The organism is Canibacter zhoujuaniae, from assembly GCF_011752015.1.
GTDB lineage: Bacteria > Actinomycetota > Actinomycetes > Actinomycetales > Microbacteriaceae > Canibacter > Canibacter zhoujuaniae.
This window is the reverse complement of record NZ_JAAIKA010000001.1, coordinates 953,327-978,026: the sequence shown is the minus strand read 5'-3', so window position 1 is coordinate 978,026 and position 24,700 is coordinate 953,327. Positions and strand designations below refer to the sequence as shown.

The following is a 24,700-nucleotide window of genomic DNA, read 5'->3' as shown; positions in this document are numbered from 1 at the left end:
TGTCTTTAGAGTTCGGGTTGGTCTTTGGATCGTTAGCGTTTGGATCGTCAATAGTTTTACCTGTTGTTGGATCCACGATGGTGTTGATTTCTTCACCATCTTTTACGCCGTCACCATCGGTGTCAGGGTTCTTCGGGTCGGTGTTACCTGGGTTGCCGTTCTCGTCGAACTTGTTGTCCTTGAACGGGTTCTTTTCGCCAGATACTTCGTCACCGTCGTTGATTCCGTCACCGTCGGTGTCAGGGTTGGTTGGGTTGGTGCCCAGGTCCTTTTCCTGACCGTCGGTCAGCCCGTCACCATCAGTGTCTGGGTTGGTTGGGTCGGTTCCGTCAGCCAACTCCTGATCATCATTCACACCGTCACCGTCGGTGTCTTTAGAGTTCGGGTTGGTCTTTGGATCGTTAGCGTTTGGATCGTCAATAGTTTTACCTGTTGTTGGATCCACGATGGTGTTGATTTCTTCACCATCTTTTACGCCGTCACCATCGGTGTCAGGGTTCTTCGGGTCGGTGTTACCTGGGTTGCCGTTCTCGTCGAACTTGTTGTCCTTGAACGGGTTCTTTTCGCCAGATACTTCGTCACCGTCGTTGATTCCGTCACCGTCGGTGTCAGGGTTGGTTGGGTTGGTGCCCAGGTCCTTTTCCTGACCGTCGGTCAGCCCGTCACCATCAGTGTCTGGGTTCTTCGGATCGGTGCCCAGAGCCTGCTCTTCTTCGTCAGTGAGACCGTCGCCGTCGTCGTCGGTGTCAGTAACGTCAGGAGTGCCGTCACCATCGGTGTCAAGCTGGAACCTAGCGTTTACGCGGTCAGTTACAGCACCAGAATCAGCAGGATAGGTGACAACAACCGGAACAGTGAACTCTTCCGTGTCAGCACCATCTTTACCAGCAGGATTTGTGACTACAGTAATCACACCGGTGTTCGGATCGATTGAAACCTTGAACCCGGCTGGAGCCTCAAAGCCACCATCGATAGCGAAGACTGTGCCCTCAGGGTAGTCATCACCTTCATTGGTTGGTGTCACAGAGGTTTCCTGACCCGCAGGAACGATGGTCACTGGATACATTGGACGAGGATCCAGTGGCTGCTCATCAGGAACAACAGTTACAACAACCTTTGCTGTATCGGTTGTGCCATCAGGGTAGGTAATGGTGACGGTTTCTTCAATCACATCACCAGGATTGCTGCCAGCAGGAATGGTCACGGTCACGGTGCCGGTCTCAGGATCGACAGTGACAGGTGAGTTCTCAGGAACCTCAAACTTAGTTCCTGCAGGAACATCCTTGTCACCGGTCTGCTCGACTGTGACAGTATCACCGCTCTTACCTGTTGCAGGGTCGTATCCCGGGTCGTGCTGGTCGCTCTGCTTAGGAGCCTCAGCAGGAACGTCAGAAACGTTCAGAGTTACCGACACTGTCTCAGAGGTGCCGTCTGGGTAGGTTACCTTGACCTCTACAACGTACGGGGTGTCAGAGTCAACGTTTGGAGCAGTGCCGGTAATAGCACCATTCTCGTCAACTGTGAGGCCTGGGATACCCGCATTGTTTACGATCTCGAACTTGGTTCCCTCAGGCAGTGCAGGGTCAGAGGTTGGCGCAGGAACAGTAATAGGAGCGCCCTCATTCACCGTTACTTCTGGATAAACAGGCTGGTATGTATCCACATCAGCAGGTTTAGTGATCTCGAACTTTGCCTCACCTGTTGTTGTTGTGCCGTCAGCAAAGGTTACAACAACTGGAACCGTAATTTCGGTGCCAGGCGCAGCATCAGCAGGTGGAACAACGGTTACCTCACCGGTCTTTGGATCGATTGTTGCGGTCCAACCCTCAGGAGCTTTAAAGGTTTCCGGAATCGAGAATGGATTCTCGGCAGCCAGCTTTGGATCCAAAGCGTCTGCAGAAATACGTTCTTCTTCTTCCGTGGTGGTTAGGTCAAAGCCCTTAACTGGAGAAGTCAGAGTTTCGCCTGGCTTACCGGTTACCTCGTCATAGATAGGCTTGTGCCCAACAACTACCGTGTATGAGTCAACAGCGTAAGCTTCGCCGCGCTCACTGGTTTCTTTATTAACCGGGTAAAGGGTTGCGTTGTAGATAGTTGTCTTTGTCAGATTCCTATCGGTTTCCAGCGGGAATGAAGGGATCGTTCCGTCTGGGCCAGCAGCAACAAGCGGACCGGTTGCAATAACCCGGCCTGTTTCGGCTTCAGTCCACTCAATCTGGTAAACCTTACCGTCAACGAACTGGGTAGGCAGGCCAGAGGTAATAGTCTGCGCGACATCACCCGGTACGCCAGAGTTCAGATCGCCTTCGCCATCGCTAACTCGGAAATCTGCATAGTCTGGGTAGACAGCCATATCCGCATTGTTGATGCCGTTGTACAGCGAAAGGTTTGCCCAACCAGCACCGAGTGCGTTGTAAGCGGTTTCGCTCAGGTAACCGTTTGCCATCCATGGTGTACCGACAGCAATGCCATCAGAGAGGTTCGTTGAGACAAAAACCCAGGCGGTGTTGATGTGCTTTGTGGTGCGGCCACCAAGGGTTGCAACGTCACCACCGCTTGTCGCCCAGCGACCGTCGGTCGGCAGCTCAGCAACAGTGTTGAAACGCTCGTTCTCTGTTGGGCCAGCGAAGTTTCCTACGTTATCCCATGCGACACCGTATGTGCCCGAGAACTGCAGCGTGTAACGTCCACGGTTGTCGGTTATCGCAGATACTGTTTCTGCGATCCACTTCTCTTTACCCTCAGCAGCGATCTGGCGGCGAATCCAGTCCTGCAGCTTTGCCTCATTATCCATGGTCCAGCTTGCGTCACGGACCTTGCCGTCAGAGCCGAAAGTGCGTGGATCTTCAGCGTAAATCTTGGAGAGAGCGTAGTCGGAGAGGTAAGAACCGTAAACGGTTACGTTATCAGCGCCGACATCTGCACCGTTAGGTGAGTAGCGCGGAATGAGACCGCCGGTCCAGCCGGTTGGAGCAACAAGCTTCGAAAGCTCCCAACGGATTTGACCTTTAACCTGGCCAGCACCGTCAGCTGCAGGGGTTGCTTTGACAGCGTCGAGGTTGTGCATGGCGTCATTCTGAGGCTTTAGGCCGTAACGAATGTGTGCACCGGTGACGATGTCATTGCCGATACCAGCATGCACCTCAGTGTCGTATGTATAGGTTGGAGGGCCAAACTGGCCGTTCATGTAGTTTGCAAGCTGCGTCAGATTGCCCTTGTCAGGGTTATCTGCCCAGACGCGCCACTTTTCGCCCTCTGGGAGGTTAGGATCTGCATCAAAATGGTAGGTCTTACCTGCAGCGGTGGTGAAGTCAGCCAGTTTGATGAAGTACTCACCGGCTGCGTTGGTTGTGGTGGTGTAGATAGGGGAGACAGTCCCGTCTTTTTCCTTCCACTGAGCGTAGACGCGCACACCTTCAAGAGGGATCGCGCGCATTTTCGCGTCGTTTTTGCTGTCTACCGCGAAGCCACCATAGCGCTGCACAAAAACCTGACCCGAGATGGTCTGGCTGCCGTCAGAGTTTGATGGGGACTCAATGGCATCAGGGTATTTAGCAGCCTGACCGCTGTAGGTGTAGCGCTGCTCATCAGCGCCTGTCTGATAGACGTTGTCAGGGTTGAAACCGGGGTAGCTTACCCCGACCTCGGCAGGATTATCAGGGGAGGAAGCGTAAGCAACTCCCCCGGCGCCCACACTGAGGCTTCCAACCACTAAAGCAGCTACACCACAGGTAGCTGTGAGCTTCAGGCGTGAAAAACGCCATCTGCTCGAAGAATAATTATTTTCCCTCATCACAGATGAGATCCTTTCTTTAATCGGGGGTGGGGGCGTCGCGAACCAAATACGGGCACACTTCTGCCCCATGCGGGTAGCGACTCGTACCAAGTAAACCAGTTTTCGGCTCTGTCTGCAAATGATCAACTGAGACGCTTCGGGGGGGGGGGATCACTGCAGTTGCCACCCTTGTAGATGGCGCTATTGCAGGCTTTATTATCGGGCAGCGGTGCTGATCTACGCCCTGTAGATTAGCGAACTACTGGCCTTGGGCCGCAGCCTTCTCAAGCGCCAGTTTAAGGAAGTCGCGCGCCGGAGTGTCAGCCGCAGAGGGCTTACCCGCGTAGGCGCCGCGGTACTTGGCAGCAGGGTGGCGCTCGTCCACATATTTGTTGCCCGCACCAAAGAGGCTCTCACGCAGGGTTGAGCCCTCGTAGGCGGTGCGGTAGCGGCCGCGCTTCTGCAGTTCGGGAACGACAAACTCTACGAAATCCTCGAAAGAGCCGGGGGAAACATGGTAGGCCAGGTTAATACCGTCCAAGCCGCCCTCGTCGATCCACTTCTCCAGTTCATCGGCGACGGTCTGAGCAGAGCCCACCAGAACCGCGCCCATGCCGCCGGTGGCACAGTGCTCGGCGATGTCCTTGCGGGTCCACTCCTTCTCCTTGTCCTGCAGGGTGAAGGGGGTCAGGAATGACTGAATAGACTCGGTTTCAACGTATTTGAGGGCCTCGTCCTCATCGAACTGATCCAAATCAACGCCGCTCCAGCCGCCGATAATGCCTTGAGATGCCTCAATGTCCTGGTACTTAAGATACTCGGCATACTTGGCCTGAGCCTTCTCGTCGGTTTCGTCTACAACAACGGAAAGCATGGCCAGGATCTTCACATCATCGCGCTTACGGCCGGCCTTCTCGGCTGCGTTGCGGATGCGCTCGGTCAGCACCTTGGTCAGGTGGGGGCGCAGGGCGGTAATAAAGATAGCTTCGGCGTGCTGGCCAGAGAAAGCCTGGCCGCGTGAGGAGGCGCCGGCCTGGAAAATAACGGGAGTGCGCTGCGGGGAAGGCTCAGTCAGGGCGATACCGGGCACCTGGAAGTATTTTCCCTTGTGAAGAATGGGGTGAACCTTTGAGGAATCAGCAAAGACCCCATTTTCGCGGTCGCGAGGCACAGCGTCGTCTTCCCAGGAGCCTTCCCACAGCTTGTAGCAGACATCGAGGAACTCTTCGGCAATCTCATAGCGCTCATCGTGGTCAATCTGACCGGGCAGGCCCTGGTTTTCAGCAGCAGACTGCAGGTAGGAGGTCACCACGTTGAAGCCCACGCGACCACCGGTCAGGTGATCCAGGGTGGAGTAGGAGCGGGCCAGAGTGTAGGGCTGGTTGTATGTGACAGCGGCGGTAACGCCAAAGCCCAGGTGCTCGGTGACAGCGGCCATGGCGGAAATCTGCAGGAATGGATCGCCCACAGGAACCTGGGCGCCATCATTCAGCACGGGAGCTACGGAATCTTTGTAGACATCGTAGACGCCGACCACATCAGCGATAAAAATGGCGTCAAACAGACCCTTCTCGCACACCTTAGCCAGATCTGTCCAGTATTTAATGGTGTTGTACTCGTCCGCACGGTTACGGGGGTGACGCCACAGGCCAAAGCTCTGGTGGCTGGGAGTTGTCATATCAAAAGCGTTGACGACAATGCGCTTCTTCTCGGTCATGGCGCCGGGCCCTTTCACAACTGATGTTTAGCCCTCCGCGCCCGTGCTGCCACTAGTGCCTTTACCTAAGGTAAAAGAACCGAGTTTTCGCGAAGGTGGCGCCTTGGTTGCGCCGTACTTGCATTCCTGCCTGATCCTCATCTGGGGCACCCCGCTACGGGAGAGGGTTGCCGCCCAACTAGCCAGAGCTTGATGTTGGGACTCTTGATCTCGAGATTTACTGTAACCCACACAGCCCACTAGAGGAGCCTATGTTTCACTTTGTTACGCTCGCTGCCGAAGTTAGCCACCCCTCACCGATTGGTCCGGCAGAGGTTACCGCCGACCATATGAGCGGAGCATCTGCGTAAGTAAGGCGGTCATCTGCCGAGTATAAAGCGGAGGTGATAGTGGAGCGGGTGACGAGAATCGAACTCGCGCTCTCAGCTTGGGAAGCTGATGTTCTACCATTGAACTACACCCGCAATCTGCGTAGGACGCAAAATATAGGGTATCAGATAGTAGAAATTCTGAAATAAAATTTTATGCCGCCCGGTGTGTGGAGAGCATGGAGTGTGGTGTTTGAGAAGTGCCGAAAACTCGGCCCAGAGCGGCACTTCATCCGATGAATTGCGCGCAACTTCCGCGTAAGTACGCGGAAAAATACTTCATCAGATGATGATGCGCTTGGCCTATGCCATGCTCTATGGTGATTGGTATGACAGCGTTTTCTCAGGAAGTAATTCAGGCAGTGCTAACGCACATGAACGACGATCACAATGATGACTGTTTGCTCATTGCGCGAGCATTCGGATACCCTGACGCAACCGAAGCAAAAATGGTGGGCCTTGACACTAACTCCGGCACTTGGCGGGTTGTGAACCCGGCTGGTGAGCACCAGCTGCGCGTTGAGTGGCCGTGTGGCGTGATTAGTGAGCGTGCAGAAATCCGCCGGGAAATTGTTGCGCTATATGAAGAGGCCTGCAAAAAAACCGGCACTGCGCCGCGGGGCAGCGAAACTGCTAGCAGCGAAAACCCGCACGCAGGCGGTTATAGTGCGCCGCACGGCCACCACGGTGGTGGCAACCACGGCGGTGCCCACCACGGTCACCCGGGCAAAAAACAGCCCGCGCCGCTGCCAGACGATGCTCCTTTTTCGGCGGTTGTGCGCCATCGCAGCTGGGGCTTCCACTCAGATAGTGAGGGTGCGAGCTTTATGGCAGATATTATGCGTGGGCAGGCGCCGCTGCAGGACTACATCGACCTTGTCGCACAGCACTACTATATGTATGCCGCGCTCGAAGAGGTAACTACCCTGCTCGCGCAGGAAGACGCTACCCGGCCGTTTATTTCTGAAGAGCTGCTGCGCATGAGTGCGCTCGAAGCAGACTTAGAGCATCTGATCGGTGATGACTGGCGCGAGAAGATTGCGCCGGTGCCAGCGGTTACCGAATACACAAATCGGATTCGTAAATGCGGTGCAGAAGGCTACCTGCCGGGCATCGTCGCACACCACTACACCCGCTACCTCGGCGATCTGTCGGGTGGGCAGATGATCGCGAGGCGGATGCGGAAGCAGCACGGCTTCGAGCATGCGGGGGTTGAATTCTATGAATTCAATAGCATCCCAGACCTTGACGCCTTTAAGAACGAGTATCGTGCAAACCTCGACGCCCTCGGGGAAACGCTCGATGCGGCAGGGCACGAAAGGTTCCTCGATGAGGTGCGGATGGCCTATGAGTTCAACACAGCCGTGTTTAACGACCTGGCAGCCGTTAAAGCGGAAGCAGTAACCCGCGCTACTAGACGTCACGCGACGCTTTAATCGCCGAGCGACAGCTGTGTGCGCATAAACCTTTGCACATTCTGGTCGACGATAACATCACTCGGCTTTAGCGGCCTGGTGAGATAGAGCCCCTCGATTGAGCGCACACGGCTTAACGCTACATAGGTCTGCCCGGCGCTAAAGGCTCTAGGGCCGAGGTCAACAATCGCTCTATCGTATGTGTGCCCCTGCGATTTATGGATCGTGACGGCCCACGCTAGCCGCAGCGGGAACTGTTCAAACTCTGCCGCAACTTCGCGCTCGAGTTTGCCGAGTTCTGCGTCGTAGGTGTATTGAAACCGCTCCCAGACGGTTGGCTCAACCTCGTGCTCCTCGTGGTCAATCTCAACCCAGACGTTACCGGCGATGCGCGATACAACACCGATTGTGCCGTTAACCCAGCGCCCATCGGGATCGTTGCGTAAAAACATCACCTGCGCCCCCACTTTCAGCTCTAGGGTTTCATCGGCGGGGAAGGAGTGCTGCTTAAATTCGCCTGTAATCTCTGCCCGTGCCTTTAAGGTGCGCCCGGGCAGCTCAGCAAGCCGTGCGGCATTAATACGATTCACTGTGGCGTTTGTGGTTGCGAGGGTTATAACGCCGGTAGCGGGTGCCGGGCGACAGCCTGCGGCGTTTATTTCTTCCGCCATATCTGCGGTTACCCGCCCCTCACGCAGCGCCGACAGAATCTCTTTAAAGCGCCCGTCTTTTTGGCGGTGCACCTCATTCAATTCGATAACTGACACTGCAGCTGTCTCCCACACCTTGGCGTCAAAAAACCAGAGCGAACGGTAGGTGTCTTTCATATATGCGCGTTCGTGTTCGTCACGGGGCACCACGGGCGGCAGCTGATACGGGTCGCCGAACATCACAATCTGGCACCCACCAAACGGGTCAAAGGGTTTGCGCCGCGCGAGACGGAGGGCGCGATCGATGCCGTCCATCAGATCTGCCGAAACCATCGAAATCTCATCGATCACCAGCAGCTCAATAGCTGCGAGCATCTTTTTTAAGTCGCGACTCTGAGTTAGCTCATGATCGGCTATAACCCCCACGGGCAGGCGCAGCAGCGAGTGAATTGTTTGACCGCCGACGCCAAGCGCAGCAACACCTGTCGGGGCGCAAATCGCTATTTGTTTCGACGTGTGTCGCGCAAGGTGCTGCAGCAGCGTCGATTTGCCGGTGCCAGCCTTGCCGGTAATGAAGAGGTGCTCGTTTGACAGTTCGATACGCTCAAAAACCGCTTGCTGCGCGGCGCTGAGTTTCACCTTCTTTTTGCGAGCCACGTCTCTCCTTAGTTGCAGGCCATTCTTAAATGCTATCTTTCTAGTTTGCGGATCCGCGGTAGGGCTTGAAACTTCAGTGGTTTTTCGCGCGATCCGCACCATTTCTGAGAACCAGCTTAAAGTTGAGTCAAATTCGCTCAACTTTTGTGAATCTGGCTTGACAAGTGGTGTGCCGCACGTAAACTTGAGTGTGTAAGGCTCAAGTCTGTGAGCCGTTTCGACAAAAGGAGAAAATATGTCACGCGCAGTAGGCATTGACCTCGGCACTACAAACTCAGTAGTTTCAGTTCTTGAGGGTGGCGAGCCAAAGGTAATCGCGAACGCTGAGGGCGCTCGCACAACACCATCAATTGTTGCCTTCACAAAAGACGGTGAAGTGCTCGTCGGTGAAACCGCTAAGCGTCAGGCGGTCACAAACGTCGACCGCACCCTCGCTTCGGTAAAGCGCCACATGGGCACCGACTGGACGATCGACATCGACGACAAGAAGTACACCCCGCAGGAGATTTCCGCGCGCACGCTGATGAAGCTGAAGCGCGACGCTGAAACCTATCTTGGTGACAAGGTGACAGACGCCGTTATCACCGTCCCCGCATACTTTAACGACGCAGAGCGTCAGGCAACCAAAGAAGCCGGTGAGATCGCAGGTCTGAACGTGCTTCGCATTGTGAACGAGCCAACCGCTGCCGCGCTCGCATATGGCCTTGACAAGGGTAAAGAAGACGAGCTGATTCTTGTTTTCGACCTCGGCGGCGGCACCTTCGACGTCTCACTGCTCGAAGTTGGTAAGGACGACGACCTCTCTACCATTCAGGTGCGCGCAACCAGCGGTGACAACCGACTCGGTGGTGACGACTGGGATCAGCGCATCGTAGACTGGCTCATCAACCAGCTCAAGAGCGCATCCGGGGTTGATGTTTCAACCGACAAAATTGCGCTGCAGCGTCTGAAGGAAGCCGCTGAGCAGGCAAAGAAAGAGCTGTCAACCTCAAGCAGCACCAACATTCAGCTGCCATACCTCTCACTAACTCCAGAGGGGCCGGTAAACCTGGACGAGACACTGACCCGTGCAAAGTTTGAGGAGCTCACCAAAGACCTGCTCGAACGCACTAAGAAGCCGTTTAACGATGTTATTGCTGAAGCTGGCGTGAGCGTAAACGACATCGCCCACGTTGTGCTCGTTGGTGGCTCAACCCGTATGCCAGCAGTGACCGAGCTCGTGAAGCAGCTGACCGGCGGCAAAGAGCCAAACAAGGGTGTAAACCCTGATGAGGTTGTGGCTGTTGGTGCTGCGCTGCAGGCGGGCGTGCTAAAGGGTGAGCGCAAGGATGTGCTGCTTATCGACGTCACCCCACTGTCTCTCGGTATTGAGACCAAGGGCGGCATCATGACCAAGCTCATCAAGCGCAACACCGCGATCCCAACCAAGCGGTCAGAAACATTCACCACCGCAGAAGACAACCAGCCATCGGTTTCGATTCAGGTTTTCCAGGGTGAGCGTGAATTCACCCGCGACAACAAGAACCTTGGCACCTTCGAGCTGACAGGGATCGCACCTGCGCCGCGTGGTATTCCACAGATCGAGGTAACCTTCGATATCGACGCGAACGGTATTGTGCAGGTGAGCGCGAAAGACAAGGGCACCGGCAAGGAGCAGACGATCACCATCTCGGGAGGGTCTAGCCTGTCACAGGAAGACATCGACCGCATGGTCAAGGAAGCTGAAGAGCACGCAGCTGAAGATCAGAAGCGTCGCGAAGCAGCTGAGAACCGCAACAGCGCAGAGCAGCTTGCATACTCAGTTGACAAGCTCATCTCAGAGAATGAAGACAAGCTGCCAGAAGACGTGAAGTCTGAGGTTTCAGCAGACCTGAAAGCGCTAAAGGATGCGCTCGCAGGAGATGACGACGACGCTGTTAAGACAGCAGCAGATAAGCTCGCAGAGAGCCAGACCAAGCTCGGTCAGGCAATCTACGCCGCAGCGCAAGAGGAAGCGGCCGCTGAGGGTGCTGCTGAGGGCGCAACTGACGAAGACGTAGTCGACGCAGAGGTTGTTGACGACGAGGGAGAGCAGAAGTAAATCATGACTAATGAGGAACAGCGCCCAGAGGGCGAAGAGGTTCCTCAGGCTGAGGGGCCGGCGGCAGACGCTACCGGCCCTGCGGCGCATGAGGAACAGACAGCAGACGGCGCAAACAGTGCTGACTTTACGGTTGCAGACATTCTCGACGCGGAACAGACCGCTGAAGCAAAAGCAGCGGGCGCACAGACAGCAAACGATGCGGCAGAGGCAGTAGCTGACGAAGAAGCCGCAGATCCGCAAGAAAATCCGTATTTGGAGGATCTGCGCCGCCTCACCGCGGAGTATGCAAACTACCGCAAGCGCACCGAGGCGAACGCTGAAATCGAGCGCGACCGGGCAAAGGCGAGCATCGTGCTGTCACTGCTGGGTGTGCTCGACGACTTCGATCGGGCAGAGCAGCACGGAGACCTGCCGGAGGGCAGCGCCGTTGCCGCTATCGCCCAGAAGCTGCGCACAACGCTCGAGAAAATGGGGCTGGTTGCTTTCGGCGAAAAAGGAGAGCAGTTTGACCCGCAGCAGCACGAAGCAATTGCGCAGGTGCCTGTGCCCGGGCAGGAGCCAAACACTGTGCTTGATGTTGTGGAGCGTGGCTATCGCCTAGGAAACGTTGAGCTGCGCCCCGCAAAAGTAGCGGTGGTGGCTGCAGATGGCTAGTCAGGATTGGTTAGAGAAAGACTTTTATAAAGTCTTAGGCGTCGATAAAGACGTTTCAGATAAAGAGCTAACCAAGAAGTATCACAAGCTGGCGCACAAGTACCACCCGGACTCAAATCCGGGCGATGCGGCGGCCGAGGCGAAGTTTAAAGACATCAGCGAAGCATATTCGGTGCTGTCAGACAAACAGCAGCGGCAGGAGTACGATCAGATTCGCGCGATGGGTGCGGGCGGAGCGCGCTTCAGCCAGGGTGCCGGCGGCTTTGAGGATATTTTCGGCGGCATGTTCGGCGGGGGCGCGAGGCGCGGTGCTCCAAACGGCTCGACGAGCTATGAAGACCTGTTCAACATGTTTGGCGGCGGAGGTGGCGGAGGTTTCGGGTTTGCGCCGACTCCGGGGCGCGATATTGCGGCCAACACCACGGTGAGTTTCCGCTCAGCGGTTGCCGGTGACACCATTACGCTCAACACGCAGCACGGCCAGATAAAGGTGCGGATCCCCGCGGGTATTGCCGACGGGAAAAAGATCAAAGTGCGCGGCAAGGGCGAGCCGAGCCCGAACGGCGGGCCGGCCGGCAACCTGGTGCTAACTGTGAAAGTGCGCCCGCACCCGGTGTGGGAGCGCGACGGAAAAAACCTGCGGGTGAAGGTGCCGATCACCTTTACTGAAGCGGTTTTCGGTGCCACTATCGAGGTGCCAACTCTAGACGGCGAAACCGTGAAACTCAAGATCGCACCGCACACTCCGAGCGGTCGCGTGCTGCGCGTTAAAGGCCGCGGCATCGCTGCTGACGGTGGCACAGGCGATCTGCTGGCAGAGGTGCAGGTGGTTGTGCCATCGCACTTAAGCGATGAGCAGGAGCAGGCACTTGCGGCTTTCCGCGAGGTTGAGCCAAAAGAAAACCCGCGTGACGATCTGCTCGCGCGCGCGAAAGCCTAAGCGAGGTGTTGTTGGATGGCTGACGAACGCATGAATCGGTATTCGCCGATTTTCCCGATCGCGCAGGCCGCTGAGCTCAGCGACATGCATCCGCAAACTCTGCGGCAGTACGACCGGATCGGCCTGGTCAGCCCGCAACGCACCAGAGGTAACACCCGGCGATACTCACTGCACGATATTGAACAGCTGCGCCAGATTCAACAGCTCTCTAACGAGGGCTTGAGTTTGGAGGGTATTCGCCGGGTACTCACCCTGCAAAATGAGGTTGGGCGCCTCGAGCAGCGCGTGCGAGAGCTTGAAAGAGCGCTGGCCGATGCGGTGGTGGGCAGTGAACGCCGTGTGTTTGCAGCCGGTACCGGCGGAGAGGTTGTGAGCGTCAGTCGCGGCACACGCGTGCGCAGAAAAACTGAATTAGTGGTGTGGCGACCCCAGCCTAGGCTCTAGACTGTAACAGTTATGACTGAAACCCGCACCGAGCCGTTGAAAATATTAGTAGGCTGTGACACTTTTACACCAAACATTAACGGCGCCGCCCGTTTTGCCGAGCGTTTAGCTGCGGGATTAGTGGAGCGGGGTCACGATGTGCACATCGCTGCGCCGGCAGCCACTTTCACAACCCACGGCCGCTACCGAGAGGTGGTCGAAGGGCAAGAGATGACAGTGCACCGTCTGCCTTCCTGGCGGCTTTTGATGCATGAGTGGGTGCGCTTTGTGCTGCCCTGGCGCGTTGACCACTATGTGCGGCAGTTGCTTGATTCTGTGCAACCTGATGTGATCCATATTCAGTCGCACATTATTATCGGTCGTGCACTCTCGAAGGAAGCAAAAAAGCGAGGGATTCGCCTTATTGCAACCAACCATGTGATGCCAGAGAACATTGTGGATCTGTGGAGTATGCCGCTGTGGCTGCGCCGGCTGTGCGTAAAGTGGGGCTGGCATGATGCTGACAGTGTGTTGCGCCGTGCCGATGGGATCACCACCCCAACAAGGCGTGCCGCTGACTTCTTAGAGCGCTCAACACCCCGCACAGGGGTGCTGCCCGTCAGCTGCGGCCTTGACGCGAGCCAGTACGTTGCAGACCTGAGCGAGCGCACCGAAAAGCGTGTCGTGTTTGTTGGGCGCATGACGCAAGAGAAACACGTTGACGTGCTGCTGCGCGCAGTTGCGCGGTTAGACGCAGAGGTCGGGCTCGATTTGGTGGGCCCCGGCGATCAGCTGCCGGCGCTCGAGAAGCTCGCCAGCGAGCTGGGTGTGCGGGAGCGAGTGGTGTTCCACGGCCGCGCCAGTGACGAAACGCTGCGTGCAACACTCACCAAGGGGTCGGTGTTTGCTATTGCGTCAATTGCTGAGCTGCAGTCGATCGCAACGATGGAGGCAATGGCTTCGGGGCTGCCAATTGTTGCGGCAAACGCCATGGCACTGCCGCATCTGGTGACGGTTGGTCAGAACGGTTTTCTCTTTGAGCCGCGCGACGACGCTGAGCTGGCGACGCATCTCAAGCACATTCTGTCTCTGCCACACGAAGAATTTCAGGCGATGCAAAAGGCTTCGTTAGAGGCTGTCAAAGTGCACGACATCAATAACACGCTCGACAGGTTTGAAGAACTCTACCGCGGCTAGTTTGCGGGTTTAGAAACCCCAGCTAGTGGTTTGGGGAGTGTCAGACGACGGTTTAGAACGCCGGGCACTAGCTCGGAAGTATCAACCGATATTTTAGAAGCGCCAAACAACTGCTTGGAAGCCAGCAGGTGGGTTCGGTGTGAACTTCGTGTTTTCGCTCACGAGCCCCGACCCGCCAGGGTTGTTAGACTCGATGATCTGCAGGGTGCCGTCGTCGTTTACACCGGTGACAAGCATAGTGTGCACGCCCGCAGCCCAGCTGTGCGGTGAAGCAATGTATTCGTATTGAATAACGTCACCGGGCATCGCTGCAGAGATCGGTAGGCGGGTTGCGTTCTGGTAGTTATTGACCGGAGTGCCGCCGTGCACCCATGCGCCGCCACCAGCGTTAATCCAACGCTTTGCGCTAATCAGGCACTCACCGGGCTGATTCCAACCGGTTGGGCGGCTCGTGCCGATCTCAGAGCGAGCCTGCGCGATAGCGGCCTTTACATCGAAGTGGTGACCGACAACCAGTGAGTCGGTTGAGATTGCAACAGAGAGCGCGTCAAGTGATTCAGATGCGAGGTCGCTATCTACTGTCACGAGTGTTTGTCCGGTGGTTGCAGCAAAAGCTGTTTCAGGATCTTCGTTACCGGCGTATGCGTTGGCTGGAGCGGTTGCGAAGCTGAGAGTGAACGCAGCAATAATTGCAACGACGCTACCTTTTGACGCTCGACGCATGCTTGTTCCTCCTGAAGTGTTAGCTTCGTGGTTTTCGTAAGAGAATTAAACCAACTCGATAATTATCTGTTACTTCTTCGTTATAAAGCAAGTTATCAAACTGTTATTTTAAAAATAGTATTCTGACCGGGTGTTTTCACGCAGTCACAGAGCTGCTTCGAGAGCAGCTGCGAGCTCCAAAAGCGCAAAATCAGAGTTTTTGTGACCAATCAGTTGCACGCTTGCGGGCGCAGCATCATCCACCGCAGCGGCAGGCAACACAGGCATAGCAAGCGCCGGGGCACCCACAACATTCACTATCGACGTGAAGGGAGACCACTCACACTGCGCAATAAAATTTTGCGCCGGAGCTAACGCCTCAAAGCATCCAACCGGCTTTGCGTCACCCGCAAGTGTTGGGGTGAGCAGCACATCATAGGCAGACCACTGCGCGGCAACCTCGCGCGCAAAGACCTGCAGCTGTGCAATTGTTGCGGCGCGCTGATCCGCCCCGATCCCTGCACCTGCCTCCCAGGAATATCTCGCATAAGCCGTAAACTGCGCAAGCTGCTCCGCAGAAAACTCTGTCTGCGCGAACTGCGACTGCCACAGCGTAGAAAACAGGCGCAGATAGTGCGGCGGATACTTAATATCAGCGTGCACAACTGTATGACCGAGCGCCTCCAAAGCCTCTGCGACATGCGAAACTGCGGCGAGGTAGTTGTCGGCAACGCGAATATCTAAGTCGTGGGCGAAGGGGGAGGCGAGACTGACCCCGATGCGCAATTTCTTTGCCCTGAGCAAACCGTCTGCAGCCATTGCAGGCGCACTGCTAGGAGCGATCGCCTGAAAGAGCAGCTTCGCATCAGCGCTAGAGCGCGCCAACACACCAGACACAGTAAGCGGCAGCGTCGCACTCTCAGCACGCTGATCAGTGGGCACAAAACCGCGAGTCGGCTTCAACCCCACAAGCCCACAGCAGGCCGCCGGAATGCGGATCGAGCCCCCGCCATCGCTGCCCGGCGCGACCGGCAGCATACCTGTGGCAACCGCCGCAGCAGCACCCCCGCTCGAACCGCCGGCCGTCAACTGCGGATCAAAGGGGCTGCGCGCGGGCTGCGCGACGAGATTTTCTGCATAGCCGGTCAACCCAAACTCAGAGGTTTGCGTTTTACCCAAGTTCACCGCGCCAGCGCTGCGTAACACAGCGGGGAGCGGATCGTCCTGCGCGGCAGGCGCAGCAGCAAACGCCAGGGAGCCGTAAGTTGTTGGTGCGCCAGCGACAGCGACCAAATCCTTATGAGCTAACGGCAAACCCCACAGCGCGGGAAGCGGCCTCGCAGGGTGCGCCGCGCGCTCGCGGTCTAGAGCCGCTGCCTCTTCACACGCCAGCTCGGCTTGTGTAGAAACAAAGGCGCCATATTTCGGGTTTAAAACGTCGATGCGTGAGAGGTAGTGCTCGGTGGCTTCCGCAGCCGACACAGCTCCCGTTTTTAAGAGATGCGAAAGCTCGGTGGCGCTAGTTTTGTTTAAATCCAAGATGCTGCCCGATAAGTTCACCAATTTCAGCCATATTAGCCAGCACGGCATCACGATTTTCAGTGTCGGTCTGCCACTGCGCGATAGCTGCGTAAGCAACGCGTCGCTCACGATTCATAACCAACCCGACATCAGCACGCGCCGACCCAATTGTGCCGGTTTTGTTCCAGAACCAAATATCGCGATCGTAGGCGTAGTGCGCTAGTGGGTCGAGGTTAAACGGTTGCGCGACCATTGAGAGATCAGCGCCCGCACCCAACCAGCGCTGCAAAATATCGGAGCTGCTCTCACTCAAATCTTCGGCGTTAGCAAGTCGCGTCACGAAACGCACCAGCTCTTCGGCGTTGCCAACGCTTAACTGTTGCGGCTTGTGCACCGGTCTCGGCCAGCGCACAACATCGTTGAGTCGGCTGTGTTTGTAACCAAGACTGCTAGCGTGCTCCCGCACAGTTTCGATGCCGAGCACACGGGTCAGAGTGTTGGTTGCTGCGTTGTCACTGAAAGCACCGATGAGCACCGCGACATCGTAAAGAGAGAGCGTGTTTTGCTGCATCAAATACCACAGGCCAGAGTCATCGATCTGCTCAAACGGTTGACGAGTGACGGTCTCTTCCAGCTTGCGAGTGCCAGCATCCACCTCGTGTAGGAGGCGGTGTAGCAAAAACAATTTACCGATCGAGGCGGTGGCCAGCACAGTTTGCGGATCAGCGCTAAACAGTTCTGCACCCGAATCAATATCTTTAACCAGCACCGACCACTGCGTGCCAAAGTCGCGATTTAGTTCAATAACCACGTGATTTTCCTCTCACAAACTGTTTGCAACAGTTAAATTGCAGTCACCGACAATAGCAGAGAGTGTGCCCGGCACGTTTAGCGGGGTTGAAAGTGCATTTGGATCGTGCCCAAAACTCTGCTCCCACAAAACTGGGATCTCTAAGTCGCTGAGATACTCTGCCAGAAGAGCCTTCACTTCAAGCAGATCCCAGCCGCAGTCGTGCCAAGATCCGAGCACGATACCCGCCGCACTCTTGAGGCGCCCCCAACGCTGCAGTTGTATTAGCAGGTTGTCAATTCGGTAAGTTTCTTCGTCTATATCTTCTAAGAAGAGAATATCGCCGCTTTGAAAAGTAGATTCAGGGGCGCCAATAGCCGCAGCCAGCAGGCTCAAATTGCCGCCGGTGAAGTTGCCTGTGGCTGTGCCCTCGGTTTTCCCGGGCACAAGCACCTCAGTTTGCGGGCCCACGAGGGTGCGGCCACCCCACGGTTCAAACAACCAGCGCTGCACATCTTGGCGAATGCTTTCGGAGTTTTTGAACACATCGTTAGTGGCCATCGGGCTAAAGAGGGTGGGCACGTTTAGATGGTGGCGCCAAGCCTCGTGCAGGGCAGTGATGTCACTGGAGCCTGTTAGCAGTTTGGGGCGCCCGTCACGCCGCACAGAGTGCGCCCGCATGAACTGCCAGTCGATGCCGTCAAGCAGACGCATCGCACCATAACCGCCGCGTGCGCACACAACAGCGTCCACGTCCGGGTTTGCCCAGGCAGCCATGAGATCGGCGCGCCGCACCGCGTCAGACCCGGCCAAATAGCTTGCACGCGGATGCTTTGCGAAAAGATGCTCACTGAAAATAACATGCAACCCCCAGTCTCGATAAAACTGGGCGCCTATTTCTGCTGCCTCGGCGGTGCCGGGGCCGGAAGGTGAAACAATCGCAACCGTGTCACCCGGCTGCAGCGGAGCGCTGTTTAGGTAAGCCGCACGTAAATCCACTGTTTCACGTGAAACATCTAGTGTTTGAGTCATTATGGGTTTTCGTTGATGCTCGGAGCAGCAGCCAGCAGCTGCTGCGTGTAAGGGTGGCTGGGGTGCAGGAGGACGTCAGCGGTGGGGCCAAACTCAACAATTTCACCCTGATACATCACGGCAACAGTGTCGGCGATGTTCCAGGCCAAGCCGAGATCGTGCGTAATCACCAGTGCTGACAGCCCGAGATTTTCGCGCAGCGAGAGCAGCAGGCCGAGAATTTCACCGCGCACTGAGGCATCGAGAGAAGCGACAGGTTCATCGGCTACCAATAGCTCCGGGTCGAGCGCCAGCGCACCAGCAATAACCACACGCTGTCGTTGACCGCCGCTCAATTCCTGCGGGATCGCTCCGAAAAATTTTTCCGGCGGTGTTAGCTCTGCGTCTGTGAGCGCCTGCGCAACCCGCTCCCGCTCGTTTACATCGAGACGCTGCACGCGCAACCCCTCTGCAACCAGCTCATAAACACTCAGTTTCGGGTTGAGTGCTGCCGCGGGATCCTGGAACACCAGCTGTGCATCACGCCTAAAACGTTTGAGTTCGCGGCGGTTGGTGGGAATCGGAGATCCTTTAAAGGTGATAGTGCTGCCCTGATCGGCCGCCTGCAAACCGAGCAGGGTGCGTGCGAGGGTCGATTTACCCGATCCAGACTGGCCAACCAGCGCCATAATCTCACCCTGATGCAGCGTGAGATTAACGTTTTTAACCGCCCGATTGAGCTTCCCGCCGGTGCGGTAGGTGACGCTCACATTCTCTGCCTGAAGCAGCACGTCATCGCTCGGTCCGGCGACAAAACTGCGCTCCTCAAACTCATCACCCAAGTAGCGAGTAACGGGGCGCAGCCGAGAGTTTGGATCGCCGATAACCGGGAAAGCCGCCGCCAACTTTTGCGTGTAGGCCTCGCGCGGGTTATTACAAATCTCGTACGCCGGGCCCACCTCTACCAGCTCACCGTTGCGCATCACCGCGATGCGCTCGCACGTGGTTGCCAGCACAGAGAGGTCGTGCGAAATCATCAGCAGCGAGATGCCGCGCTCGCGCACAAGCACAGAAAGCATATCGAGAATTTGCTTCTGCACAATCACATCAAGCGCGGTTGTTGGCTCGTCAGCGATGATGATATCGGGCTCACAGGCGAGCGCCATCGCAATCATAATGCGCTGCTTCTGACCGCCGCTCAACTCGTGCGGATACGATTTTGCCTTAACAGCCGGCAGATCAACAATCTCTAAGAGCTCAGCCAGACGCTGTTGACGCAGCGCCGCAGTCTGCCACTTATCGGTGACATGTAGCTCGAGCGCTTCAATAATCTGTTGCCCTACTGTGCGAACGGGATTCAGTGAGTGCATAGCACCCTGAAAGATGATTGACGCCTCCGCCCAGCGCACCGCGCGCATTTCACCGAAATTGAGAGTTGCGATGTCTGTGTCGCCGATCAGCACCCGACCTGTTAGCTTTGCCGATTTCGGCAGCAGACGCAGCACAGACATAATCAGGGTTGATTTACCGGATCCGCTCTCACCCGCGATGCCGAGAGTGCTGCCGGCGGGCACAGTGAGTGAGATATTTTTTACCGCCGCAACCTCACCGCGCGCAGCGTGCTTAGCGGTTGCGCTCCCGGAAGTGCGATAGGTGATGGAAACGTCGTCAAAAACGAGGTCTGGCATTAGCGGCTCCTCAACGTTGGATTGACGATAGTTTCAACTGCGCGCCCGATTAGCGTGAAGGCGAGCACAACCGAAACGATAGCGAGACCCGGGATTAAGACATACCACCAGTAACCGCTGGTAGCCGCAGAAACGTCCATCGAATTACGCAGGATCGTGCCCCAAGACTGCTTGGTGGTATCGCCCAAACCTAAGAAGGCGAGCGTTGACTCAGCGATAATAGCCGACCCAACAGTTAGCGTCGTGTTTGCGAGCACGAGCGGCAGCACGCCGGGGAAAATATGCTTCAAAATAATGTGCCAGTGGCCGGCACCTAAGGCTTTGGCTCGCTCAACATAGTCTCGGGTAGAGATCGTCAGAGCCTGCGACCGCACAACGCGCGCAGTGCCCGCCCAGGAGGTGACACCGATCGCGATAATAATTGTCAGCATTCCGCGGCTCATTACGCTCGACAGCACAATCGCCAGAATAAGGCTGGGAAGCACAAGGAAAAAGTCAATAATGCGCATCCAGAGAGAGGCGATCCACCCCTGAAAATAACCGGCGGCGATGCCCACAAGTGTGCCGATAACCATCGACATTGCTGTCGCAGAGAGCCCCACGATAAGCGAGGATCGGGCACCCCACACCATGCGCACCAAAAGATCACGAGAGAGATGATCCGTGCCGAAAAGATGCTCAAGCGAGGGCGGCGCAAAACGCTGGTTGTTTAGCTGTGTGACATCGAGCAGATGCGCTGGTGTAATCACCGGGGCAAGCAGAGCTATCAGACTAACCGCAAGCAGAAAGATGAAGCCAGCCATCCCGGCACGATTCTTAGCGAAGCTTTTACAGAAATCGATTAAGGCGACCCTGCGGCGTTGTGCGGCAATGCTGCTCATGCGTGCCTCACTCTCGGATCAAGTCTGCGATAGACCAGATCGGCAATTAGATTCATGAAAATGATAATGGCGGAAAAAACCACGAAAGTGCCCTGCAAGAGTGGCAGATCCGGGCCGCTGAGCGCTTCATAGGTGAGCTTGCCGAGACCCGGCCAAGAGAACACCGCCTCAACAGTGACAGCGCCGCCGATGAGCCCGCCAATGTGCAGAAAAACAAGAGTGACGGTCGGTAACAGGGCGTTTGGCACCGCATGACGCCGGCGCACAAAATCTTCGCGCAGACCTTTCGCGCGGGCGGTCGTGAGATAGTCCGCGTTCATTTCCTCTATCAAACTGGAGCGCATCACCATCAGGTATTGCGCATAGATCACAGCAACAAGAGTGGTGACCGGGAGCACAAGATGCTGAGCTACGTCAAGCACCACTGAGAGCGGATCTGTGCCGGCTGACAGCGAGCGCATGCCCCCGGTCGGGAACCATTTGAGGGTGCCGCCAAAAATCATCAGCAGGATCAAACCAAGCCAGAAGGTTGGCACCGACCAGAATACGAGGGAGGTGGTTGAGGCGAGCTTGTCAAAGAGACTGCCGCGCTTCCAAGCGGCTTTTTGCCCCAGCCAGAGACCGAGTATGATCGCGATTACGGCAGCGGTGGCGGTGAGCAGAATAGTGTTCCAGAAATACTGCCCAATCAGCTCTGACACCGGCTTGCGATACACGTAGCTCTCACCGAAATTGAGAGTGAAAACGTTTGTTAGATAGTCAACAAACTGCTGCCAGAAGGGTTTGTCAAGGCCGTACTGCTCGCGCAGGACCGCAATCTGCTCGGCGCCAAGGTTTTGCTCGCGAGCGATACGCGAAATAGGATCACCGGGCAGCAGCTTGAAAAAGAAAAACCCGAGCAGGATCACCATCGCAAGGCTGATGAGTGCGCCGCCGATTTTATTGGCTAGGTAACGCCAAAAACTATTGTCGCGCGCCGGCTCTTCCGCGTGCGCGCTGGTTGCAATTGCCGATGTCGACGGTGGTACCACATTTGACATAGGAGTCTCTCCTGGAGGGGAAGCGGTAACGCGGGTGCTCACAGCCCGAGCCGTGAGCACCCGAGAGTGTTACTCGACGTCTGCGGCTTTCTTCTTACGAACTGCAAGAAGTCCACCGATACCGGCGACTGCAGCTACCGCCAGAGCGATCCAGAGGACACTGCTGGCGCCGCCACCGCCAGAGTTACCACCGTCTGCGCTGTTATCAGCGGTGCCAACCGGCTCGACGAGCAGATAACCCCAGTAACCTACGTGGTTTGCAATCACGCCGTCCTTGCTTGGCTGCAGACCGAAGTTCTGGAAGCGATCCGAACGATACGCCTCAAGCTGATTCTGGTACCACAGTGTGACCTGGGTGGCTGCTTCATAGTGCATTGCGAGCATCTTGTGCACTATTTCTGCGCGCGCTTTTTCATCGAGCTCAGTGAGCTGCTGCTGGTAGAGCTTATCGAACTCAGGATTAGTAAAACCGTCTTGTGAGGTGCCGCCTGAGCCGTCCGTTTTAGTCGGGCGGGCAGCGCTGGTGTTAATGCTCAGCTGGTAGTTAGGATCCGGGTTGATTGACCAGCCGGATATGTACATGTCGTAGTTACCGGCATCAGTGTTGGCACTCAGAGTGTCACTATCGGTTGACTCAACAGTCATTTCGATGCCAACACTGCGCAACCACGGCCCTAGATACTCACCGATTGACTGCGCGTTAGAGTCTGTTGCGTCAACATTTAACTTGATTGCCAGACGCTGACCGTCTTTTTCGCGAATACCGTCTGCGCCCTCAACCCAGCCAGCATCATCAAGCTGTTTCTTTGCTGCCTCCGGGTCGAAGCTCTCAATTACCGGATCGTTAGCTGGCAGCGCCCAGGTTGCGTAAGAGGCAGGAATGAAGCTGGTTGCTTTTGTGCCCTGACCTTCGAGCACCTTATCAAGCAGGGTGTCGATATCGACCGCTTTGCGGATAGCCTGGCGCACCTGAAGGTCGCGCAGCGGCTCACTCACCGTGCCATATGGAGTGCCGTCAACGGTTTCATACCCTGGATTCAGGTAGAGAGCAGTGTAACGGCGCCCATGCCCAGAGTGGGTTGTGATGCCGTCTTGATTCTGGAGCGCATTGAACTGGCTTGGTGTCAGACCACTGACAAGGTCAACATTTCCGGCGCGCAAAGCCTGCACCTGCGCGTCAGAGTCGGTGTAGTAAATGTAGTGGATCTTGTCGATATTTGGTGTTTGACGCCAGTAGTGCTTGTTGGCAACCAGCTCAAGGCTCTCATTGGCTGCGTATTTGGTGAGCTGGAAGGGCCCTGAGCCAACCACGTCTGAGTCGTTTGCAAAGGTAGACGGATCGTCGAGCTTTGACCAGATATGCTCTGGCACAATCGGCACCTCAACCCCAGGGTTCGGGGCTTGCGCCGCCTTCAGAGTGATTACGAATGTGTGATCATCGGGAGCCTCGATGCTCTCGAAGTTTTCGACCCTGTCGCCGTTAGCGACAGCCATTTCGGGCACAGTCATGATCTGGTTGTAAGTCCAGTAGATGTCTTTCGCAGTGATTGGCTCACCGTCTGTCCAGGTCATGCCCTTGCGGATCTTGAAAGTCCAAACTTTGCCCGTATCATCAGTTTCCCAGCTTTCAGCAAGGCCCGGAATTGGCTCCCCACCGTCTTGTGAGTAGGCCACAAGGTTTTCGTACTGATACCGGTTGGTGTTGGTGGGCAGCAGGTAAACAGAGGTGAACGGGTTAAAAGAGTCTACAAATCCCGCGGTTGCAATGCGCAGGGTGGTTGCGTCGCTTGCTTCATCTGCCGCTACGAATGCGCCGCCTGTTGCGTAAGAGGCTGTCGCTCCGACTGTCCCGAAAGCGACAGCCGCAGTCGCACACGCGGCGAGAGCGCGGAAGAAGCGAGATTTCGTGGTGTTTACCATGTTTCTTCCCTTCAAGGTCAACAACCGCACATCGTTGTGTAGGCGGCTGATTTCCCAATGCTATTAGGCTTTATTGTTTGTTATCAACCTGAGGTGCAGCGCGCAACAGAGCTGTAATCAAGTCGATACGTTCCCACAGAGACTCAACCAGGATATGTTCATGCACTGCATGAGCACCTGCGCCGCGCGGCCCAAACCCGTCAGCGCTTGGAAAACCGGCCGCTCCTGTGAAGTTTGTGTCACCGGCACCGGCAGCTGGGGCACACTCAATCTCTTGGCCAACTCTGTCAGCCGCACTGCTGATGCGGTCAAGCAGCGCGTGCTCTTTTTTGCCAGGCTCCCAAGTTGGGCGCCGTGACAGGATCTCCACCGCAACTTCGGCCTCATCATGGGTCGGCTCTAAATGCGTGAGAGCGTCAAGCACCTGCTCTTCAGAGGCGGAGTCAAAAAACCGTAACCCGATTTCAGTTGAAGCCTCGTCTGCCACCACATTTGCCCGCTCGCCGCCTGATATCTGCCCGACGTTACAAAGCACCGGCTGCACCGCAGGATCCGCGGTTATTTCTCGCACCCGCAGGAGCTGATCAACAAGCTCATCGATTGCGTTAACACCGTTTTCAGGATCGAGCGCCGCGTGCGCTGCGCGCCCCTGCGTGCTCAACCGCATACGCACACTGCCGCGCCGACCAACTTTTAGCGCACCATCCGGATGCGGTGATTCAAACCCCAACACAGCCTTTGCGCCCGCACAGGTTTCGAGCAGCAGCTCTTTGGTTGTGGGCGATCCAACCTCTTCATCACAAACCAGCACAACGCGCACAGCCTGATGCGCGGTTTCACGCAACCGTGCGAGCGCGGTTAGCATGACGACGATCCCGGCCTTCATATCGTAAACTCCCGGGCCGGAAATTTTTTCTGGCGAGATGCGCAGCGGCACCTTTTCAGCGAGAGTGCCCAGCGGCCACACCGTGTCAGTGTGCCCCAACAGCACAAAAGGTTTGCCGAGACCGGCAAAATCGGCAACCAAACTTGTGCCCATCGCAGTATCGATCAGCTTAACTGTGCCGCCGATACGGGTGAATTCGCTCTTAAGCAACTGCGCAATTTTAGCGCTTTGAGTGGTGTCGCCCGTTGGTGTTTCGATAGTGACCAGCTTGGTGAGCAACTCGATCGGATCAAAATCTAAATCAGCGACTGTTGCACCCTGCATATGAGATCTCCGCGCTATCATTGAGCTGTTATCGACACTGAAGTCTAGATTAGTAGGG

Annotated in this window: 18 protein-coding genes, 1 tRNA gene and 1 riboswitch; of the genes, 6 read left to right on the top strand and 13 right to left on the bottom strand. The window is 56.3% G+C overall.

The genetic code is table 11. The annotated features are described in order from the left end of the window. The 3 genes from HCQ99_RS04630 to HCQ99_RS04620 all read right to left on the bottom strand — a co-directional run. A partial coding sequence (locus HCQ99_RS04630) for a YPDG domain-containing protein (protein WP_243854786.1) occupies positions 1-3,793 on the bottom strand: 3,793 nt, incomplete at its 3' end. A 241-nt stretch (positions 3,794-4,034) separates the two neighbouring features. Further along, positions 4,035-5,492 (bottom strand): LLM class flavin-dependent oxidoreductase, encoded by a 1,458-nt coding sequence (locus HCQ99_RS04625; protein WP_166986322.1) that lies wholly within the window; start codon positions 5,490-5,492, stop codon positions 4,035-4,037. Between the two features lie 109 nt (positions 5,493-5,601). Continuing rightward, positions 5,602-5,702: riboswitch (SAM riboswitch) on the bottom strand. A gap of 180 nt (positions 5,703-5,882) precedes the next feature. Further along, positions 5,883-5,956: transfer RNA gene (locus tag HCQ99_RS04620), tRNA-Gly, on the bottom strand. A 233-nt stretch (positions 5,957-6,189) separates the two neighbouring features. Here HCQ99_RS04620 and HCQ99_RS04615 point away from each other — a divergent pair. Next, positions 6,190-7,296 carry a biliverdin-producing heme oxygenase gene (locus HCQ99_RS04615; RefSeq protein ID WP_166986319.1) on the top strand — a complete coding sequence of 369 codons (1,107 nt, stop codon included), beginning with the start codon at positions 6,190-6,192 and terminating at the stop codon, positions 7,294-7,296. Here the strand turns inward: HCQ99_RS04615 and HCQ99_RS04610 are convergent. Then, positions 7,293-8,582 carry an ATP-dependent DNA helicase gene (locus HCQ99_RS04610; protein ID WP_243854542.1) on the bottom strand — a complete coding sequence of 430 codons (1,290 nt, stop codon included), beginning with the start codon at positions 8,580-8,582 and terminating at the stop codon, positions 7,293-7,295. The genes HCQ99_RS04615 and HCQ99_RS04610 overlap by 4 nt on opposite strands. Before the next feature lie 235 nt (positions 8,583-8,817). On the opposite strand from HCQ99_RS04610, the gene dnaK reads away from it, so the two are divergent. The 5 genes from dnaK to HCQ99_RS04585 are packed head-to-tail and all read left to right on the top strand — an operon-like array spanning position 8,818 to position 13,879. Beyond that, a complete protein-coding gene (dnaK, locus tag HCQ99_RS04605) occupies positions 8,818-10,662 on the top strand; it encodes a molecular chaperone DnaK (protein ID WP_166986316.1) in 1,845 nt (614 codons plus the stop codon). Positions 10,663-10,665: 3 nt separating this feature from the next. Continuing rightward, the gene (locus HCQ99_RS04600; protein ID WP_166986313.1) at positions 10,666-11,319 is read left to right on the top strand and encodes a nucleotide exchange factor GrpE; all 654 of its coding nucleotides are present in this window, start codon (positions 10,666-10,668) and stop codon (positions 11,317-11,319) included. After that, positions 11,312-12,259 carry a DnaJ C-terminal domain-containing protein gene (locus HCQ99_RS04595; RefSeq protein WP_166986310.1) on the top strand — a complete coding sequence of 316 codons (948 nt, stop codon included), beginning with the start codon at positions 11,312-11,314 and terminating at the stop codon, positions 12,257-12,259. Before HCQ99_RS04600 ends, HCQ99_RS04595 begins: the two co-directional genes overlap by 8 nt. Positions 12,260-12,274: 15 nt before the next feature. Beyond that, positions 12,275-12,703 (top strand): heat shock protein transcriptional repressor HspR, encoded by a 429-nt coding sequence (locus tag HCQ99_RS04590; RefSeq protein ID WP_243854543.1) that lies wholly within the window; start codon positions 12,275-12,277, stop codon positions 12,701-12,703. A 12-nt stretch (positions 12,704-12,715) separates the two neighbouring features. Continuing rightward, positions 12,716-13,879 carry a glycosyltransferase gene (locus tag HCQ99_RS04585; RefSeq protein ID WP_166986307.1) on the top strand — a complete coding sequence of 388 codons (1,164 nt, stop codon included), beginning with the start codon at positions 12,716-12,718 and terminating at the stop codon, positions 13,877-13,879. 93 nt (positions 13,880-13,972) lie between these two features. On the opposite strand, the gene HCQ99_RS04580 is transcribed toward HCQ99_RS04585, so the two are convergent. The 9 genes from HCQ99_RS04580 to HCQ99_RS04540 form a co-directional block, all read right to left on the bottom strand. Then, positions 13,973-14,602 (bottom strand): lipase, encoded by a 630-nt coding sequence (locus HCQ99_RS04580; protein WP_166986303.1) that lies wholly within the window; start codon positions 14,600-14,602, stop codon positions 13,973-13,975. A gap of 144 nt (positions 14,603-14,746) precedes the next feature. After that, positions 14,747-16,063, bottom strand: coding sequence for an amidase (locus HCQ99_RS04575; RefSeq protein ID WP_166986300.1), 1,317 nt, complete (start codon positions 16,061-16,063; stop codon positions 14,747-14,749). Positions 16,064-16,100: 37 nt separating this feature from the next. Beyond that, positions 16,101-16,913 (bottom strand): serine hydrolase, encoded by an 813-nt coding sequence (locus HCQ99_RS04570; protein WP_166986297.1) that lies wholly within the window; start codon positions 16,911-16,913, stop codon positions 16,101-16,103. Positions 16,914-16,925: 12 nt separating this feature from the next. Then, positions 16,926-17,924, bottom strand: coding sequence for a S66 peptidase family protein (locus tag HCQ99_RS04565; RefSeq protein ID WP_166986294.1), 999 nt, complete (start codon positions 17,922-17,924; stop codon positions 16,926-16,928). Next, a complete protein-coding gene (gene nikE / locus HCQ99_RS04560) occupies positions 17,924-19,591 on the bottom strand; it encodes a nickel ABC transporter ATP-binding protein NikE (protein ID WP_166986291.1) in 1,668 nt (555 codons plus the stop codon). Before nikE ends, HCQ99_RS04565 begins: the two co-directional genes overlap by 1 nt. Further along, positions 19,591-20,472: an ABC transporter permease gene (locus HCQ99_RS04555; protein ID WP_166986288.1), complete on the bottom strand. Its 882-nt coding sequence runs from the start codon at positions 20,470-20,472 to the stop codon at positions 19,591-19,593. The genes nikE and HCQ99_RS04555 overlap by 1 nt, the downstream gene beginning before the upstream one ends. Beyond that, a complete protein-coding gene (locus tag HCQ99_RS04550; protein WP_166986285.1) occupies positions 20,469-21,512 on the bottom strand; it encodes an ABC transporter permease in 1,044 nt (347 codons plus the stop codon). The genes HCQ99_RS04555 and HCQ99_RS04550 overlap by 4 nt, the downstream gene beginning before the upstream one ends. A 69-nt stretch (positions 21,513-21,581) precedes the next feature. Beyond that, positions 21,582-23,432, bottom strand: a complete 1,851-nt coding sequence (locus tag HCQ99_RS04545; RefSeq protein ID WP_166986282.1) for an ABC transporter substrate-binding protein — start codon at positions 23,430-23,432, stop codon at positions 21,582-21,584. A 70-nt stretch (positions 23,433-23,502) separates the two neighbouring features. Continuing rightward, complete coding sequence (locus HCQ99_RS04540; RefSeq protein WP_166986279.1) at positions 23,503-24,642, bottom strand: M20/M25/M40 family metallo-hydrolase; 1,140 nt, start codon at positions 24,640-24,642, stop codon at positions 23,503-23,505. Positions 24,643-24,700 lie beyond the last annotated feature (58 nt).

Bases quoted from the DNA above. Each gene is read 5' to 3' on its own strand.
- HCQ99_RS04625 (WP_166986322.1), bottom strand. From the start codon at position 5,492: ATGACCGAGAAGAAGCGCATTGTCGTCAACGCTTTTGATATGACAACT.
- HCQ99_RS04615 (WP_166986319.1), top strand. From the start codon at position 6,190: ATGACAGCGTTTTCTCAGGAAGTAATTCAGGCAGTGCTAACGCACATG.
- dnaK (WP_166986316.1), top strand. From the start codon at position 8,818: ATGTCACGCGCAGTAGGCATTGACCTCGGCACTACAAACTCAGTAGTT.
- HCQ99_RS04600 (WP_166986313.1), top strand. From the start codon at position 10,666: ATGACTAATGAGGAACAGCGCCCAGAGGGCGAAGAGGTTCCTCAGGCT.
- HCQ99_RS04595 (WP_166986310.1), top strand. From the start codon at position 11,312: ATGGCTAGTCAGGATTGGTTAGAGAAAGACTTTTATAAAGTCTTAGGC.
- HCQ99_RS04590 (WP_243854543.1), top strand. From the start codon at position 12,275: ATGGCTGACGAACGCATGAATCGGTATTCGCCGATTTTCCCGATCGCG.
- HCQ99_RS04585 (WP_166986307.1), top strand. From the start codon at position 12,716: ATGACTGAAACCCGCACCGAGCCGTTGAAAATATTAGTAGGCTGTGAC.
- HCQ99_RS04580 (WP_166986303.1), bottom strand. From the start codon at position 14,602: ATGCGTCGAGCGTCAAAAGGTAGCGTCGTTGCAATTATTGCTGCGTTC.
- HCQ99_RS04565 (WP_166986294.1), bottom strand. From the start codon at position 17,924: ATGACTCAAACACTAGATGTTTCACGTGAAACAGTGGATTTACGTGCG.
- nikE (WP_166986291.1), bottom strand. From the start codon at position 19,591: ATGCCAGACCTCGTTTTTGACGACGTTTCCATCACCTATCGCACTTCC.
- HCQ99_RS04555 (WP_166986288.1), bottom strand. From the start codon at position 20,472: ATGAGCAGCATTGCCGCACAACGCCGCAGGGTCGCCTTAATCGATTTC.
- HCQ99_RS04550 (WP_166986285.1), bottom strand. From the start codon at position 21,512: ATGTCAAATGTGGTACCACCGTCGACATCGGCAATTGCAACCAGCGCG.
- HCQ99_RS04545 (WP_166986282.1), bottom strand. From the start codon at position 23,432: ATGGTAAACACCACGAAATCTCGCTTCTTCCGCGCTCTCGCCGCGTGT.
- HCQ99_RS04540 (WP_166986279.1), bottom strand. From the start codon at position 24,642: ATGCAGGGTGCAACAGTCGCTGATTTAGATTTTGATCCGATCGAGTTG.